This window comes from Chromobacterium vaccinii (genome assembly GCF_000971335.1).
Taxonomy (GTDB): domain Bacteria; phylum Pseudomonadota; class Gammaproteobacteria; order Burkholderiales; family Chromobacteriaceae; genus Chromobacterium; species Chromobacterium vaccinii.
The window spans coordinates 21,175-36,853 of the sequence record NZ_JZJL01000002.1 but is presented as its reverse complement, the minus strand read 5'-3'; the positions used below and the strand labels follow the sequence as shown (position 1 = coordinate 36,853).

At 65.2% G+C, this 15,679-nt stretch carries 11 protein-coding genes; 9 read left to right on the top strand and 2 right to left on the bottom strand.

Annotated features, from left to right (window positions below; genetic code table 11):
- Nucleotides 1-127: 127 nt before the first annotated feature.
- The 6 genes from VL52_RS01120 to sucD all read left to right on the top strand — a co-directional run bounded on the left by VL52_RS01120 (nt 128) and on the right by sucD (nt 8,183).
- Nucleotides 128-2,956 carry a 2-oxoglutarate dehydrogenase E1 component gene (locus VL52_RS01120; protein ID WP_046155355.1) on the top strand — a complete coding sequence of 943 codons (2,829 nt, stop codon included), beginning with the start codon at nt 128-130 and terminating at the stop codon, nt 2,954-2,956.
- A 52-nt stretch (nt 2,957-3,008) separates the two neighbouring features.
- Nucleotides 3,009-4,244: a 2-oxoglutarate dehydrogenase complex dihydrolipoyllysine-residue succinyltransferase gene (gene odhB, locus VL52_RS01115; RefSeq protein ID WP_046155354.1), complete on the top strand. Its 1,236-nt coding sequence runs from the start codon at nt 3,009-3,011 to the stop codon at nt 4,242-4,244.
- A 56-nt stretch (nt 4,245-4,300) separates the two neighbouring features.
- Nucleotides 4,301-4,486: a hypothetical protein gene (locus VL52_RS01110; protein ID WP_046155353.1), complete on the top strand. Its 186-nt coding sequence runs from the start codon at nt 4,301-4,303 to the stop codon at nt 4,484-4,486.
- A gap of 16 nt (nt 4,487-4,502) precedes the next feature.
- Nucleotides 4,503-5,936, top strand: a complete 1,434-nt coding sequence (gene lpdA, locus VL52_RS01105) for a dihydrolipoyl dehydrogenase (RefSeq protein WP_046155352.1) — start codon at nt 4,503-4,505, stop codon at nt 5,934-5,936.
- Between the two features lie 162 nt (nt 5,937-6,098).
- Complete coding sequence (gene sucC / locus VL52_RS01100) at nt 6,099-7,271, top strand: ADP-forming succinate--CoA ligase subunit beta (protein ID WP_021478969.1); 1,173 nt, start codon at nt 6,099-6,101, stop codon at nt 7,269-7,271.
- 27 nt (nt 7,272-7,298) lie between these two features.
- Nucleotides 7,299-8,183 (top strand): succinate--CoA ligase subunit alpha, encoded by an 885-nt coding sequence (sucD, locus tag VL52_RS01095; RefSeq protein WP_046155351.1) that lies wholly within the window; start codon nt 7,299-7,301, stop codon nt 8,181-8,183.
- A gap of 99 nt (nt 8,184-8,282) precedes the next feature.
- On the opposite strand, the gene VL52_RS23035 is transcribed toward sucD, so the two are convergent.
- Both VL52_RS23035 and VL52_RS01085 read right to left on the bottom strand, forming a co-directional pair.
- Nucleotides 8,283-8,924, bottom strand: coding sequence for a TetR/AcrR family transcriptional regulator (locus VL52_RS23035; RefSeq protein ID WP_052729046.1), 642 nt, complete (start codon nt 8,922-8,924; stop codon nt 8,283-8,285).
- Between the two features lie 45 nt (nt 8,925-8,969).
- Nucleotides 8,970-10,475, bottom strand: a complete 1,506-nt coding sequence (locus tag VL52_RS01085) for an MFS transporter (RefSeq protein ID WP_046155350.1) — start codon at nt 10,473-10,475, stop codon at nt 8,970-8,972.
- 86 nt (nt 10,476-10,561) lie between these two features.
- On the opposite strand from VL52_RS01085, the gene VL52_RS01080 reads away from it, so the two are divergent.
- The 3 genes from VL52_RS01080 (at nt 10,562) to VL52_RS01070 (ending at nt 15,673) form a co-directional block, all read left to right on the top strand.
- Nucleotides 10,562-11,521 (top strand): LysR family transcriptional regulator, encoded by a 960-nt coding sequence (locus VL52_RS01080; RefSeq protein ID WP_052729045.1) that lies wholly within the window; start codon nt 10,562-10,564, stop codon nt 11,519-11,521.
- 103 nt (nt 11,522-11,624) lie between these two features.
- The gene (locus tag VL52_RS01075) at nt 11,625-13,511 is read left to right on the top strand and encodes a methyl-accepting chemotaxis protein (RefSeq protein ID WP_046155348.1); all 1,887 of its coding nucleotides are present in this window, start codon (nt 11,625-11,627) and stop codon (nt 13,509-13,511) included.
- A gap of 278 nt (nt 13,512-13,789) precedes the next feature.
- Nucleotides 13,790-15,673 carry a methyl-accepting chemotaxis protein gene (locus VL52_RS01070; RefSeq protein WP_046155347.1) on the top strand — a complete coding sequence of 628 codons (1,884 nt, stop codon included), beginning with the start codon at nt 13,790-13,792 and terminating at the stop codon, nt 15,671-15,673.
- Nucleotides 15,674-15,679 lie beyond the last annotated feature (6 nt).

Genomic DNA, 15,679 nt, shown 5'->3' with positions numbered 1-15,679 from the left:
ACAGGGTTGGTTGAAGCGGGGGCTTCAGCCAGCCCTTTTTTACAGAGCGCTGGGGCAAGGACGCCTTGCCCAAGCGCTTTGAGTAATGCAGCAACGTCGTTAAGACAAGACAAAGGGTAGCCAGACCATGATGCAATCCATGTACAGCCATTCCTATCTGTTCGGTGGGAATGCCCCGTTCATCGAGGAGCTGTACGAACAGTACCTCGTTGACGCCAACTCGGTTCCGAACGAGTGGCGCGACTACTTCGACAAGCTGGCGCAGTCGCCGGGCGCCGCCGAGCGCGACGTGCCGCACTTGCCGATCCAGGAGTCGTTCATCCAGCTGGCGAAGAAGCCGGTGATCGGCCAGCGCGGCGCCGCCGCCACCGATTGGGCGGCGATGCAGAAGCAGGTGGGCGTGCTCAAGCTGATCTCGGCCTACCGCGTGCTGGGCGCGCGCCAGGCCAACCTGGACCCGCTGCGCCGCATGGACCAGGCCATCGTGCGCGAGCTGGACCCGGCTACCCACGGTCTGAACGACGCCGATATGGCGGTGCAGTTCAACGTCGGCTCGCTGGCCGGCCCGCAGAAGTTGCCGCTGTCCGACATCATCGCCCGTCTGAAGCAGACCTACTGCGGCAATATCGGCGTCGAATTCATGCACATCACCCAGTCCGACGAGAAGCACTGGGTGCAGAAACGCTTCGAGGAGGCGCTGTCCACTCCGCGCTACGACGCGGGCAAGAAGCAGCGCATCCTGAAGCAGATCACCGCCGCCGAAACGCTGGAACGCTACCTGCACACCAAGTACGTCGGCCAGAAGCGCTTCTCGCTGGAAGGCGGCGAGTCCGCCATCGCGGCGCTGGACCACCTGATCCAGAACGCCACCGAGCAGGGCGTGCAGGAATTGATCATCGGCATGGCCCACCGCGGCCGTCTGAACGTGCTGGTCAACACCCTGGGCAAGCTGCCGCGCGACCTGTTCGCCGAATTCGAAGGCAAGGCCGCTCAGCAGATGGCTTCCGGCGACGTGAAGTACCACATGGGCTTCTCGTCCGACATCCCGACCGCCAGCGGCCCGATGCACGTGTCGCTCGCGTTCAACCCGTCGCACCTGGAAATCGTCAACCCGGTGGTGGAAGGTTCGGTGCGCGCGCGCCAGGATCGCCGCAAGGATGCCGAGCGCAAGACCGCGGTTCCGGTGCTGATCCACGGCGACTCCGCCTTCGGCGGTCTGGGCGTCAACCAGGGCACCTTCAACCTGTCGCAGACCCGCGGCTACGGCACCGGCGGCACCATCCACATCGTCATCAACAACCAGGTGGGCTTCACCACTTCGGACACTCGCGACATCCGCTCGACGATGTACTGCACCGACGTGGCCAAGATGATCGAAGCGCCGATCCTGCACGTGAACGGCGATGATCCGGAAGCCGTCTGCTTCGTGATGCAGGCCGCGCTCGACTACCGCATGACCTTCAAGAAGGATGTGGTGATCGACCTGGTGTGCTACCGCAAGCTCGGCCACAACGAGGGCGACGATCCCTTCCTGACCCAGCCGATGATGTACAAGAAGATCGCCAAGCACCAGGGCGTGCGCGCGATGTACGCCGAGCGCCTGGTGCAGGAGGGCGTGCTGAAGGCCGAGGAGGCTGACGCGCAGATCCAGGCCTACCGCGACGCGCTGGACAAGGGCGAGCACGTCGAGCAGACCGCGCTGACCAACTACCGCCGCGAGCACGCGCTGGACTTCAGCCAGTACCTGGGCACCCACTGGGCGCACCCGACCGACACCTCGCTGCCGCAGGCCGACATCCAGCGCCTGACCGACAAGTTCACCACGCTGCCGGAAGGCTTCAAGCTGCACCCGACCGTGCAGAAAGTGCTGGCCGCGCGCAAGGCGATGGCCGCCGGCGAGCAGAACGTCGACTGGGGCATGGCCGAGACGCTGGCCTACGCGTCGCTGGTGACCAACGGTTTCGGCGTGCGCCTGTCGGGCGAGGACTCCGGCCGCGGCACCTTCTCCCATCGCCACTCGGTGCTGCACGACCAGAACCGCGAGAGCTGGGACCAGGGCAGCTATGTGCCGCTGCGCAATATGTCCGACAACCAGGCCGATTTCCTGGTGATCGACTCCATCCTGAACGAGGAAGCGGTGCTGGCCTACGAATACGGCTACGCCTGTTCCGCTCCGGACCAGCTGGTGATCTGGGAAGCCCAGTTCGGCGACTTCGCCAACGGCGCCCAGGTGGCCATCGACCAGTTCATCTCTTCCGGCGAGACCAAGTGGGGTCGTCTGTGCGGCCTGACCACCATCCTGCCGCACGGCTACGACGGCCAGGGCCCGGAGCACTCCTCCGCCCGCCTGGAGCGCTGGCTGCAGCTGTGCGCCGAGCACAATATGCAGGTGGTGATGCCGTCCGAAGCCGGCCAGATGTTCCACATGCTGCGCCGCCAGGTGCTGCGTCCGTACCGCAAGCCGCTGGTGATCTTCCTGTCCAAGCGCCTGCTGCGCTTCAAGGATTCGATGAGCCCGGTCGAAGACCTGACTTCCGGCAGCTTCCGCCCGGTGATCGGCGACGTGGTGGTCAAGGATCCGAAGAAGGTCAAGCGCGTGCTGCTGTGCGCCGGCCAGGTGTACTACGACCTCGCCGCCGCCCGCAAGGAGCGCGGCCTGGACGACGACATCGCCATCGTGCGCATCGAGCAGCTGTACCCGTTCCCGACCGAGCAGGTGGCCGCCGAGCTGGCCCGCTTCACCCAGGCCAAGGAAGTGATGTGGGTGCAGGAAGAGCCGCGCAACCAGGGCGCCTGGTACCAGATCCGCCACCGCCTGGAGGGGCTGCTGACCGCCAAGCAGCAGCTGTCGTTCGCCGGCCGTCCGTCGTCGGCTTCGCCGGCGGTCGGTTATATGAGCAAGCACGTCGCCCAACTGAAGGCCTTCGTCGAAGAAGCGATGTCGGTCGCCCGCTGAGCCAACGAGAAAGAAGGGGCGGCATCGCGGCCGCCCCGCCATGGAGAAGAACATGCTGATTGAAGTCAAAGTCCCGCAACTGCCCGAATCCGTATCCGAAGCCACGCTGATGAGCTGGCACAAGAAGGTTGGCGAGTTCGTCAAGCGCGACGAAAACCTGATCGACCTGGAAACCGACAAGGTGGTGCTGGAACTGCCGGCGCCGCAAGCCGGCGTGGTGGTGGAAATCATCGAGCAGGATGGCGCCACCGTGACCTCCGGCCAGCTGATCGCCAAGATCGATACCGCCGCCAAGGCAGGCGACGCCGCTCCGGCCGCAGCAGCAGCCCCGGCGCCCGCCGCCGCCGCTCCGGTTCAGGCCGCTCCGGCCGCCGGCACCGCCGCGATGCCGTCCGCAGCCAAGCTGGCCGCGGAAACCGGCGTGGACCTGTCCAAGGTGGCCGGCTCCGGCCGCGACGGCCGCGTGCTGAAGGAAGACGTGCAGGCCGCCAAGCAAGCCGCTCCAGCCCAGGCCGGCCCGGTGATCGGTTCCGGCGGCGCGCTGTCCACCACCCCGACCGCCGTCAACGTGGCCGGCATCCTGTCCGGCCGCGCCGAGCAGCGCGTGCCGATGTCCCGTTTGCGCCAGCGCGTGGCCGAGCGTCTGATCATGTCGCAGCAGACCAACGCCATCCTCACCACCTTCAATGAAGTGAACATGAAGCCGGTGATGGACCTGCGTGCCAAGTACAAGGACAAGTTCGAGAAAGAGCACGGCATCAAGCTGGGCTTCATGGGCTTCTTCGTTAAGGCCGTGGTCGCCGCGTTGAAGAAATACCCGATCGTCAACGCTTCGGTGGACGGCAACGACATCGTCTACCACGGCTACTTCGACATCGGCGTGGCCGTGGGCAGCCCGCGCGGCCTGGTGGTGCCGGTGATCCGCAACGCCGACCAGCTGTCGCTGGCCGACATCGAGAAGCAGATCGCCGAATTCGGCAAGCGCGCCCAGGAAGGCAAGCTGACCGTGGAAGAGCTGACCGGCGGCACTTACACCATCTCCAACGGCGGCACCTTCGGCTCGATGATGTCCACCCCGATCATCAACCCGCCGCAATCGGCGATCCTGGGCATGCACGCCACCAAGGAGCGCGCCGTGGTTGAGAACGGTCAAGTGGTGGTGCGTCCGATGATGTATCTTGCCCAATCCTACGACCACCGCATCATCGACGGTCGCGAAGCGGTGCTGAGCCTGGTGGCGATCAAGGACGCCATCGAGGATCCGGCGCGTCTGCTGCTCGACCTGTAATGAAGCACCGGGCCGGCGCAAGCCGGCCTGTTTGAATTTGCATGAACGGAGCCAGAATGAATCTGCCGGATTGGGTTTACGCGTTAGCCTCGGTATTGGCCGGGGTGGCCTTGTTGTTCCTCACCTGGAAGAAACGCCAGCAGGGGATGCGCGAGGACCGCTACGTGTTGTTCGGCAAGATCGTCATCGCGCTGTTCATGATCGCTTTCGGGGCCTTGCTGTTCAAAGTGGGCAAGGCCTGATCCCAAGGGAAAATCCATGAGCCAACAGTTTGATGTTGTAGTGATCGGCGGCGGTCCCGGCGGCTATGTTGCCGCCATCCGCGCGGCCCAGCTGGGCTTCAGCGCCGCTTGCGTCGACGCGTTCAAGAATCCGGAAGGCAAGCCGTCGCTGGGCGGCACCTGCCTGAACGTCGGCTGCATCCCGTCCAAGGCGTTGCTGCAGTCGTCGGAAAACTTCCACGCGGTGCAGCACGACTTCGCCAAGCACGGCATCAGCGTGTCCGGCGCCAAGATGGACGTCGGCCAGATGCTGTCCCGCAAGACCGACATCATCAACAAGAACGCCGCCGGCATCGGCTTCCTGTTCAAGAAGAACAAGGTCGCCAACATCCACGGCCTGGCCGCCTTCAAGGGCCGTCAGGGCGACAAGTGGCTGATCGAAGTCACTGACGGCGGCAAGGTGGTGGACACCCTGGAAGCCGGCCACGTGATCGTGGCCACCGGCTCCAGCCCGCGCGCGCTGCCGGGCCTGGCCACCGACAACCAGCTGGTGCTGGACAACGAGGGCGCGCTGGCGCTGAGCTCGGTGCCGAAGCGCCTGGGCGTGATCGGCGCCGGCGTGATCGGTCTGGAAATGGGTTCGGTGTGGAAGCGCCTGGGCTCTGAAGTCACCATCCTGGAGGCGATGCCGACCTTCCTGGCGGCCGCCGACCAGCAGATCGCCAAGGAAGCGTTCAAGACGCTGACCAAGGACACTGGCCTGGACATCAAGCTGGGCGTGAAGATCGGCGAAGTGAAAGCCGGCAAGAAGAGCGTCACCGTCAATTACGAGCTGAACGGCGAAGCGGTGAAGGCCGAGTTCGACAAGCTGATCGTATCGATCGGCCGCGTGCCGAACACCCAGGGCCTGGGCGCCGAGACCGTCGGCCTGCAGCTTGACGAGCGCGGCTTCGTCGCCGTGGACGACCATTGCCATACCAATCTGCCCAATGTCTGGGCGATCGGCGACGTGGTGCGCGGCCCGATGCTGGCGCACAAGGCGTCGGAAGAGGGCGTGGCCGTGGCCGAGCGCATCGCCGGCCAGAAACCGCACGTCGATTTCGGCGTGATCCCGTGGGTGATCTACACTTCTCCGGAGATCGCCTGGGTCGGCAAGACCGAAGAGCAGCTGAAGGCCGAGGGCGTGGAGTACAAGAAGGGCACGTCGGGCTTCGGCGCCAACGGCCGCGCGCTGGGCCTGGGCCAGGCGCAAGGCACGGTGAAGATCCTGGCCGACGCCAAGACCGACCGCATCCTGGGCCTGCACATGATCGGCCCGATGGTGTCCGAACTGGTCAGCGAAGGCGTGGTGTCGATGGAATTCAAGGCCGCCAGCGAAGACCTGGCGCGCATCGTCCACGCCCACCCGTCGTTGTCGGAAGTGATCCACGAAGCCGCCCTCGCCGCCGACAAGCGCGCGTTGCACGGTTGAGTGAACACGGGTCGTGTACAATGCGCACGACCCGACCGGTACAGGGCCGGAAAACGCGCGCCGGGGGGTGCGCGCCGGCTCCGCCAACAAGGTTTGGCAAGCGATCAAGGAATAGAGGCAGAGGCGCATGCCCGCCATCATTTCCCCGAAAGGAAACCATAGATGAACCTGCATGAATACCAAGCGAAAGAGCTGCTGAGCCGTTACGGCCTGCCGGTGCAACAAGGCATTCTGGCCAAGTCGCCGGAAGAAGCGGCTGCCGCTTACGACAAGCTGGGCGGCAAATTCGCCGTCGTCAAGGCCCAGGTGCACGCCGGCGGCCGCGGCAAGGCGGGCGGCGTGAAAGTGGTGAAGAGCCGCGAAGAAGCCGCTGAAGTCGCCAAGACCCTGATCGGCACCAACCTGGTGACCTATCAGACCGACGCCGCCGGCCAGCCGGTGAACTCGGTTCTGGTCTGCGAAGACATGTACCCGGTGCAGCGCGAACTATACCTGGGCGCCGTGGTCGACCGCGGCAGCCAGCGCGTCGTGTTCATGGTTTCCACCGAAGGCGGCGTGGAAATCGAGAAGGTGGCTGAAGAGACCCCGGAAAAGATCATCAAGATCGAAGTGGACCCGCTGGTCGGCATGCAGCCGTTCCAGGCGCGCGACGCCGCTTTCGCGCTGGGCCTGTCCGGCGCGCAGATCGCCGCGTTCAGCAAGCTGATGCTGGGCTCCTACCAGGCCTTCGTCGAGAACGACTTCGCCCTGTTCGAAGTGAACCCGCTGGCGCTGCGCGAAAACGGCGAGCTGGCCTGCGTGGACGGCAAGATCAACCTGGACTCCAACGCCCTGTACCGCCACCCGGAACTGCTGGCCCAGCGCGACAAGAGCCAGGAGAACGAGCGCGAAGTGAAGGCTTCCGAGTTCGACCTGAACTACGTGGCCCTGGAAGGCAATATCGGCTGCATGGTGAACGGCGCCGGCCTGGCGATGGCCACCATGGACATCATCAAGCTGAAGGGCGGCCAGCCGGCCAACTTCCTGGACGTGGGCGGCGGCGCGACCAAGGAGCGCGTGATCGAAGCGTTCAAGCTGATCCTGGCCGACACCTCGGTGCAAGGCGTGCTGATCAACATCTTCGGCGGCATCGTCCGCTGCGACATGATCGCCGAAGCCATCATCGCCGCCGTGAAGGAAGTGAACGTGACCGTGCCGGTGGTGGTGCGTCTGGAAGGCAACAACGCCGAACTGGGCGCCAAGATACTGGACGAATCCGGCCTGAAACTGACTTCCGCCCAGGGTCTGAACGACGCTGCCGAGAAGATCGTCGCCGCCGTCAAGGCCGTGGCCTGAGACCCGCACTGAGCTGAGGAATACAAAATGAGCGTATTGGTAAACAAAGACACCAAAGTGCTGGTGCAAGGCTTCACCGGCAAGAACGGCACCTTCCACGCCGAGCAGGCGCTGAAGGTCGGCACCAAGGTCGTGGGCGGCGTGACCCCGGGCAAGGGCGGCGCGGAGCATCTGGGCCTGCCGGTGTTCAACACCATGAAGGACGCCGTGCGTCAGACCCAGGCCGACGCCTCGGTGATCTACGTGCCCGCAGCCTTCGCCAAGGATTCCATCCTGGAAGCCATCGACAGCGGCGTGAAGCTGATCGTCTGCATCACCGAAGGCGTGCCGACCCTGGACATGCTGTACGTGAAGAAGGCCGTCGACGAAGCCGGCATCCGCCTGATCGGCCCGAACTGCCCCGGCATCATCACCCCGGGCGAGTGCAAGATCGGCATCATGCCGTGGCACATCCACAACCCGGGCCGCATCGGCATCGTGTCCCGCTCCGGCACTCTGACCTACGAAGCCGTGGCGCAAACCACCGCGCTGGGCCTGGGCCAGTCCACCTGCATCGGCATCGGCGGCGACCCGATCCCGGGCACCAGCCACATCGACGCGCTGAAGTTGTTCCAGGACGATCCGGACACCGACGCCATCGTGATGATCGGCGAAATCGGCGGTTCCGCCGAGGAAGAGGCCGCCGAGTTCGCCAAGTCCTATGTGACCAAGCCGGTAGTCGGCTACATCGCCGGCGTCACCGCGCCGAAGGGCAAGCGCATGGGCCACGCCGGCGCCATCATCTCCGGCGGCAAGGGCACGGCGGAAGAGAAGTTCAAGGCCTTCGAGAAGGCCGGCATCGCCTACACCCGCAGCCCGGCCGAAATCGGCAAGACCATGTTCGACCTGCTGAAAAGCAAGGGCATGATCTAAACCGTGACCGCCGGTCCGCTAACCGGGCCGGCAGGCTGGAAACAAAACACCCCGCGATCGCTCGCGGGGTGTTTTTTATCGCTGCCAGAGCGGCGGCGTTCAGGCGAAGCGCGCGCAGGCGCGTTCGAATGGCGACTGGAAGCGCGGGCTGACGTAGGGCGTCAGCAGATACATCAGGCTGCGGCAGCCGTTCTGGATCAGCTTGTCCAGTTCCGCCGCGTTGGCGTTTTGCTTGATGGTGCTGACCCAGCCGGTCTGCACCATCTGGAAGTGCTGCACCAGGTGGGTGAGCTGCTGGTCGTCGACCAGGATCATGCCCTGCTCGCGCAGGCGGGTGAACAGCTGGCCCAGCTTGCCGTTGAGCTGGCCGCGCGACAGCTGCTGGTGCTCTTCCTCCAGCTGCGGATTGACACAGAACAGGCTGGGCAGGCTCTTGGGCAGGAAGCGGAAGCTCCAGATGTGGCGCAGCGTCTTTTCCATCGCCATCACCATCGCCTCGATCGAGTTGCTGTGGCTGAGCGCCGACGACAGCTGCTCCGCCATGCCTTTCACGTAGCGATGGTACAGCTCGTTGATGATCTCTTCCTTGTTGCGGAAGTGATAGTAGAGCTTGCCGGTGCTGATGTTCATCCGCTCGGCGATGTGGTTGGTGGTGATGACGCGCTCGCCTTCCTGATTGAACAGTTGCAGGCTTGCTTCGACAATCTTGTTGAAGGTCTCCGATTGGCCGCTTTTGCGCATGATTTGATTCTTCCCGCTGAAACTGAGATGCCACGGAGCGCCGGCTCAGCCGGTCTTTCTGGCCGCGAGCAGGCAGGCCGCCAGCGCCAGGCCTATCCAGCTTTCCAGGCGAAAGAAGTCCAGGCAGGAAACCAGCGTGGCTTGCCGGGCGAGTTCGCCGGCCAGCACTCCGAGGCGTTGAGTATCGCTCAAATCGGGCATGAATTGTCGTAATTGATGCAATGAGTCGAGAAACTGTGGCGAATTCCAGGAAAAACGCTCGGACAAACGACTGTAATGCAGCGCGTTGCGCGCCTGCATGAACACGCTGGCCAAGGCGACGCCGGCCGAGATCGATACCTGGCGCACGATGTTTTTGGTCTGGTAGGCGCGGCCGAACGCCGCCGGGGCGATATCGCGAAAGGCGCTTTGCGCCACAGCCATGATGAACAGAGACATGAAGCCGCCATTGAGCAGCAGGATGGAGGCGATCCGGCCCAGCGTCGCCTCGCCGTTCAGGCCGCTCATCAACCAGCCGTAGCCGGCCAGCAGCAGGCAGCCATAGGCCATGGTCTCCGTCGGGCCGGGCGCCTTGCCCTTCAGCAGCAGCTTGGCGTACAGCAGCGCGAAGGCGATGCCGGCCAGATAGCTGACCGACAGCAGCATGCCGCTGGTGGGCAGGTCGAAGCCCAGCGCCTGTACCGACAGCATCGGCAGGATGTAGCTGTTGGCCGATACCAGCAGGTAGCAGCAGCTATAGCCGACAAGCCCCAGCCGGTAGCCGGGGCGGCGCAGCGGCCGCCAGCGGCGGCGGTCGGATGCCTGGCGGCGGTGCGTCGCGCGAAATAGCAGGAAGGCGGCGACGGCGGCAGCCGCCAGGCCGGCCAGCCATATAGGATGGGCGAACAGCTGGTACGGCGTTTGCTGGATCAGCCATTGCAGCAGGAAGGCGGCCGCCAGCAACAGCATGAAGGTCCAGGTCGGATAATGCGCGGGGCGATGCGCCGGCGGCCGCAGCGGCAATTGGCCGGCCGCCCACCAGGCGGGCGGCAGCAAGGGAAGGATGCCCCAGCACAGCGCGCGCCAGCCATAGGCCGGCAGCAAGACGCCGCCCAGCAGCGGCCCCAGCGCGCTGCCCAAGAGCAGCGCCTGGCCGAAGGCGACCAGACCCGCTCCCCGCTTGGCGGGCGGCAGTTGCGCCACTTCGAGACGGGCTGCGGTGAAGAAGGCGGCGCCGCCGAGCCCCTGCACCGCGCGGCCGGCGATGAAGCCGGCCGGCGACGAGGCGCTGCCCGCGATCAGCGCGCCCAGCGCGAACAGCAGGATGGAGCCTTGCAGATGGCGGCGCGAGCCGAAGCGCTCGACGCACCATTGATGGTTGAACAGCGCCACGACCGCGCACAGCGCGTAAGCCATAGCCGCCTGGCTGAACTCTTCCGGTCCGGCGCCGACCCCGCCCATCACCTGCGACGAGGCGAAATTGAGCAGGCCGCTCTGCAGGAATTCCAGCCAGGCGATCAGCGCGATCGCCGCCAGCCGGCTCCAGTGGGGTTGATGGGAAAAAGCGTGCATGCGCGGCATCCGAGGGTGGGGATGCCGCCAGTGTAGAAAGCGCTTATGATTTAATAAAATCGATGTTTTTCATTGGATATATTACTGTGAGTGATATTGACGCACAGAAGCTGCGGCGGCTGGATTTGAACAGCCTGGTGGCCTTGCACGCGCTGCTCAGCACGCGCAGCGTCAGCCGCAGCGCCGACTTGCTGTGCCTGGGCCAGCCGGCGGTCAGCCATATCCTGAAAAAGCTGCGCGAGCAGTGCGGCGACCCCTTGCTGTGCCGCGACGGCCGCGGGCTGACGGCCACGCCTTACGCCGAGGCGCTGCTGCCGGCGCTGGAAGCGTGGCTGGCCGAGGCGCAGCGGCTGCTGGCGCCGCCGGCTTTCGACCCGATGGCGCTGGACGGCGTTTACCGGCTGGCGATGCCGGACTTGCTGGAAGCGGCCCTGCTGCCGGATTTGATCGCCGCCTTGCAGCAGCAGGCGCCTGGCCTGCGGCTGGAGGTGGCGGCGATGGCTGCCGGCGAGGCTGAGGCGGCGCTGGAGGCGCGGCGGATAGACGGCGCCATCGGCCATTTTCCGGCGCGCGCCGCGCGGCTGTCCCGGCAAGCGCTGTTCCGCAACCGCTTTGTCTGCGCGCACCACGCCGGGCGGCTGGCGCTGCCGGCGGCGCTGGACGCGGCCGCGTTGGCGCAGCCGCCGCACCTGTACACATCCTATATCGGCAACAGCGCCAGCCTGGTCGACGACTATCTGGCCGCGCAGGGCCTGACGCGGCGGGTGATCGCCTCCACCGCCAGCCTGCTGGCGATTCCCTTGCTGTTGGAGCGCCTGCCGGCGGTGGCGGTGCTGCCGGAGTTGATCGGCCGGGTGTTGAGAACGGAGGCGGGCGGGCTGACGCTGCGGCCGGTGGCCGACACGATGCTGGAGATCGCCGTCGAGCATGTCTGGCATCCGCGCTGCGACGCCGACCCGTTGCGGCAATTCATCCACGCGCTGTTGCTGCGGCTGACGGCGGCATGGCGCGGCGGGCGGGAAGAGGCAGGATTAAGCGCTGTTTGATTTAAATTTTCTGTAAGTATTTAAATGGTATGTGATTTTTAACAATGCGTGCCAGCTGATATGACGGATAATAAAGCTTTTATCAGCATCGGCTTATCATTTCATGCGCTCCATCCGACACAAGCTCATCTTGTTGACGGCGGTGTCCATCCTGGTCGCCACGATCAGCGTGACAGTCATCGCCTGCCTGAACATTCGCAATCACGCCTACGACGAAGCCAAGCGCGAGGTCACCCAGGTTCTGCAGCTGCAGGGCGGGCTGGTATCGGAGTGGCTGACCGTGCGCAAGAACCTGATCACCGCCAGCCTGTCCCGCGCCGGCGACCCGCAGGCCAGCTACTACCTGCAGCAGATCGCCAAGGGCGGCGGCTTCAACATCATTTATGCCGGCCATGGCGACAGCGGCGAGATGTTCTACTCGGTGCCGGGCCGTCCCAAGCCGAGCGCAGACTACCAGCCGGCGCAGCGCCCGTGGTACCAGCAGGCCAAGGCGCAGGGCGGCGTGATCGTCACCGATCCGTACAAGGATTCCGAGCCTGAGACCAAGGACAAGCTGGTGATCACCATCGCCGACAAGGCCCAGGGCCAGGAGATCGTGGTCGGCGGCGACATCCTGATCGACAAGCTGGTGAAGTCAGTGCTGGACATCAAGCTGGCCGGCGACGGCCATGCCTTCCTGCTGACCCGCCAGGGCAAGGTGATCGCCTATCCCAAGCCGGGCCAGGAACTGCGCCCGATCAACGAGCTGATCCCGGGCCTGGACGACAGCCGCTTCCAGCAATTGGTAGGCAGCGGCGACGTGGCCCCGCTGGACATCGACGGCCGCACCTTCCTGGTGACGCTGAAGCCGGTGGCCAACACCGATTGGGTGATGGGCGTGGCCGCCGACGAGGAAGCGGTGCTGGCGCCGGTGACCCAGCTGATCTGGCTGATCTCCGGCGGCGTGGTGATCGTGCTGCTGGTGCTGGTGGCCTTGAGCTCCGGCTACCTGACCCGCCTGCTGCGCGGCCTGATCCAGGTGCGCGACGCGATGCATGAAATCTCGCAAGGCGAGGGCGATCTGACCCGCCGCATCGAGATCCACGGCGAAGACGAAGTGGCGCAGACTGCCGAGGCCTTCAACCAGTTCGTCGGCCGCCTGAACGGCATGTTCCGCGAGCTGCGCGGCGAGGCCGACCAACTGGCGCACGGCGTGATCGAAGTGGGCGGCGCGGTGAAGCAGGTGGCCGCGGATTCGCACCGTTTGGCCGACATTTCCAGTTCCAACGCCGCGGCGATCGAGGAAGTGACTGTCAGCATCTCGCACATCGCCGACGCCACCCGCGAAACCGATTCGCTGGCGCGCAATACCGGCGAGCACTCCCGCGAGAGCGCCGGCGACATGCAGCGCATCAGCAACGAGATGGAGCAGACCAGCCAGTCGGTGAGCGAGCTGTCGGCGCTGCTGGCATCGCTGGAGCAGCGTTCGCAGGAAATCTCCAAGATCACCAATGTGATCAGCGACATCGCCGACCAGACCAATCTGTTGGCGCTGAACGCGGCGATCGAAGCCGCGCGCGCCGGCGAGCAGGGCCGCGGCTTCGCCGTGGTGGCCGACGAAGTGCGCAAGCTGGCCGAGCGCACCGGCAAGGCGACGGTGGAAATCAGCGAGATGGTGGAGAACATCCTGAGCGAAACCGGCAAGGCGGTGGGCAATATGCAGCGCACGGTCGGCGCGGTGGATACCAGCGTGGAGCTGACCAGCCAGGCGCGCGGCCGCCTGATCGCCATCAGCGACGCGATGCAGCAGGTGATAGACAAGATCGGCGACGTGGCGCTGTCCACCAGCGAGCAGCACAACGCCACCACGGCGATGGCGCAGAGCACCGAGTCCATCAACAATCAGATCCTGGACTCCGACGCCGCGCTGCAGGGCGCGATGCAGACGCTGGAGTCGCTGAAGCAGCTGGCCCACAATATGCAGGGCGCGTTCGGCCGCTTCAAGCTGTAAGCGTTTTCGCCGCGCCGGCTCGCCGGTGTGGCGAAAAAGCCATGGTTTGAAGGGGTTTTTTCAGGAAAATCAAAACCATTTGCATAATCGATTGGCGCTTTATCCCCGTGCTTGTAAACGTTGTTTACAATCCACCCGGTCTAAATATGCGCCAATCCTTACAAGCCGTGATGAACGGCATGCGCCGACGCAAGCCGGCGGAACACAAAGGGCGTCATCGACGCCCTTTTCGCTGTCCGGAGGATTGGCAACGAGAGAGAAGCTACAAGCCGATTGCCATGAAATCCATACGAAGCAAGATTGCCCTGCTGCTGGCGCTGGCCATGCTGGTGGCCACGCTGAGCACCGCCGTCAGCGCCTATTTCCAATTCCGCGACAACCTGTCATCCGGCGTATCCGCCCAGCTGGACCTGGCCATCACCGGCCAGCAGCGATTCGTCTCATCCTGGCTGGAGCAGCGCAAGCAGATCATCGCCAGCGCCGTCCGCCACGGCGGCGAAGCCGACCCCACCCTGTATCTGCAGCAGCTGGCCGAAGCCGGCGGTTATGCCCAGATCTTCGTCGGCGACGGCGACAGCAAGGGCATGGTCTATTCCATCCCGGGCAAGCAGAAGCCCAATCCTGACTACGATCCGGCCTCGCGCGCCTGGTTCAAGGCGGCCAAGGCGCAGGGCGGCGTGATCGTCACCGCGCCGTACAAGCCCGCCAGCGCGTCGATCAAGGACCTGGTGATCACCGTGGCCCAGGCTTTGCCGGCCGGCAACAAGGTGGTCGGCGGCGACATCGCCATCGGCCAGCTGGTGAAGTCGGTGCTGTCGGTGTCCTTGCCGGGCAACGGCTTCGTGTTCCTGATGGGCAAGGACGGCAAGCTGATCGCCTATCCCAAGGGCGACGCCGCGCTCAAACCCTTGTCCGAGCTGATGCCGGGCATGGATGCGGCCCGCATCGCCGGCCTGCTGGACAAGCCCGAGCTGGCGACGGTGCAGCTGGACGGCGTGAGCCGCATGCTGCGGCTGAGCTCGGTGGAAGGCAGCGACTGGGTGCTGGGCGTGGTGGTGGACCGCGAGCTTCTGGACGCGCCGCTGCGGCGGATGATGGCGTCGATGGCGCTGTCGCTGCTGGCCGCGCTGGCAGTCACCCAACTGCTGGCCGGCGCCTACTTGCGCCGTCTGCTGCGCGGCCTGTTCCAGGTGCGCGACGCGCTGCGCGAGATATCCCAGGGCGAAGGCGACCTGACCCGCCGCATCGAGGCCGAGGGCAGCGATGAAGTGGCGCAGATGGCCGAGGCGTTCAACCAGTTCGTCGGCCGCCTGAACGGCATGTTCCGCGAACTGCGTTCCGAGGCCGAGCAACTGGCGCAAGGCGTGATCGCGGTCGGAGCCGACGTGGCGCGGCTGGCCGAGGATTCCCATATGCTGGCCGACATCTCCAGCTCCAACGCCGCGGCGATCGAGCAGGTGACGGTGAGCATTTCCCACATCGCCGACGCCACCCGCGAAACCGACGAACTGGCGCGCGACACCGGCGCCAATTCCCAGGCCAGCGCCGATGAGCTGCAGCGCATCAGCGGCGAAATGGCGCGCACCAGCCAGTCGGTGGGCGAGCTGTCGGCGTTGCTGGCCTCGCTGCAGCAGCGCTCGCAGGAAATCTCCAAGATCACCGGCGTGATCCGCGACATCGCCGACCAGACCAATCTGTTGGCGCTGAACGCGGCGATCGAAGCGGCGCGCGCGGGCGAGCAGGGCCGCGGCTTCGCCGTGGTGGCCGACGAAGTGCGCAAGCTGGCCGAGCGCACCGGCAGCGCCACCGTCGAGATCGGCGACATGGTGCAGAACATCCTGGCTGAGACCGGCAAGGCAGTGGGCAATATGGATAGCACCATCGGCGCGGTGGACGGCAGCGCGGCGCAGACCGAGCTGGCGCGCGAGCGCCTGGTGGACATCACCCGCGCGATGAAGCTGGTGGTGGAGAAGATAGGCGATGTGGCGCTGTCTACCGGCGAGCAGCACAACGCCACCACGGCGATGGCGCAGAGCACCGAGTCGATCAACAACAAGATTCTGGATTCCGACGCGGCGCTGCAAAGCGCGCAGCGGACCTTGAGCACGCTGGATGGGGTGGCGCGCGGCATGCGGCAGGCGTTCAGCCGCTTCAAATTGTAAACGGGG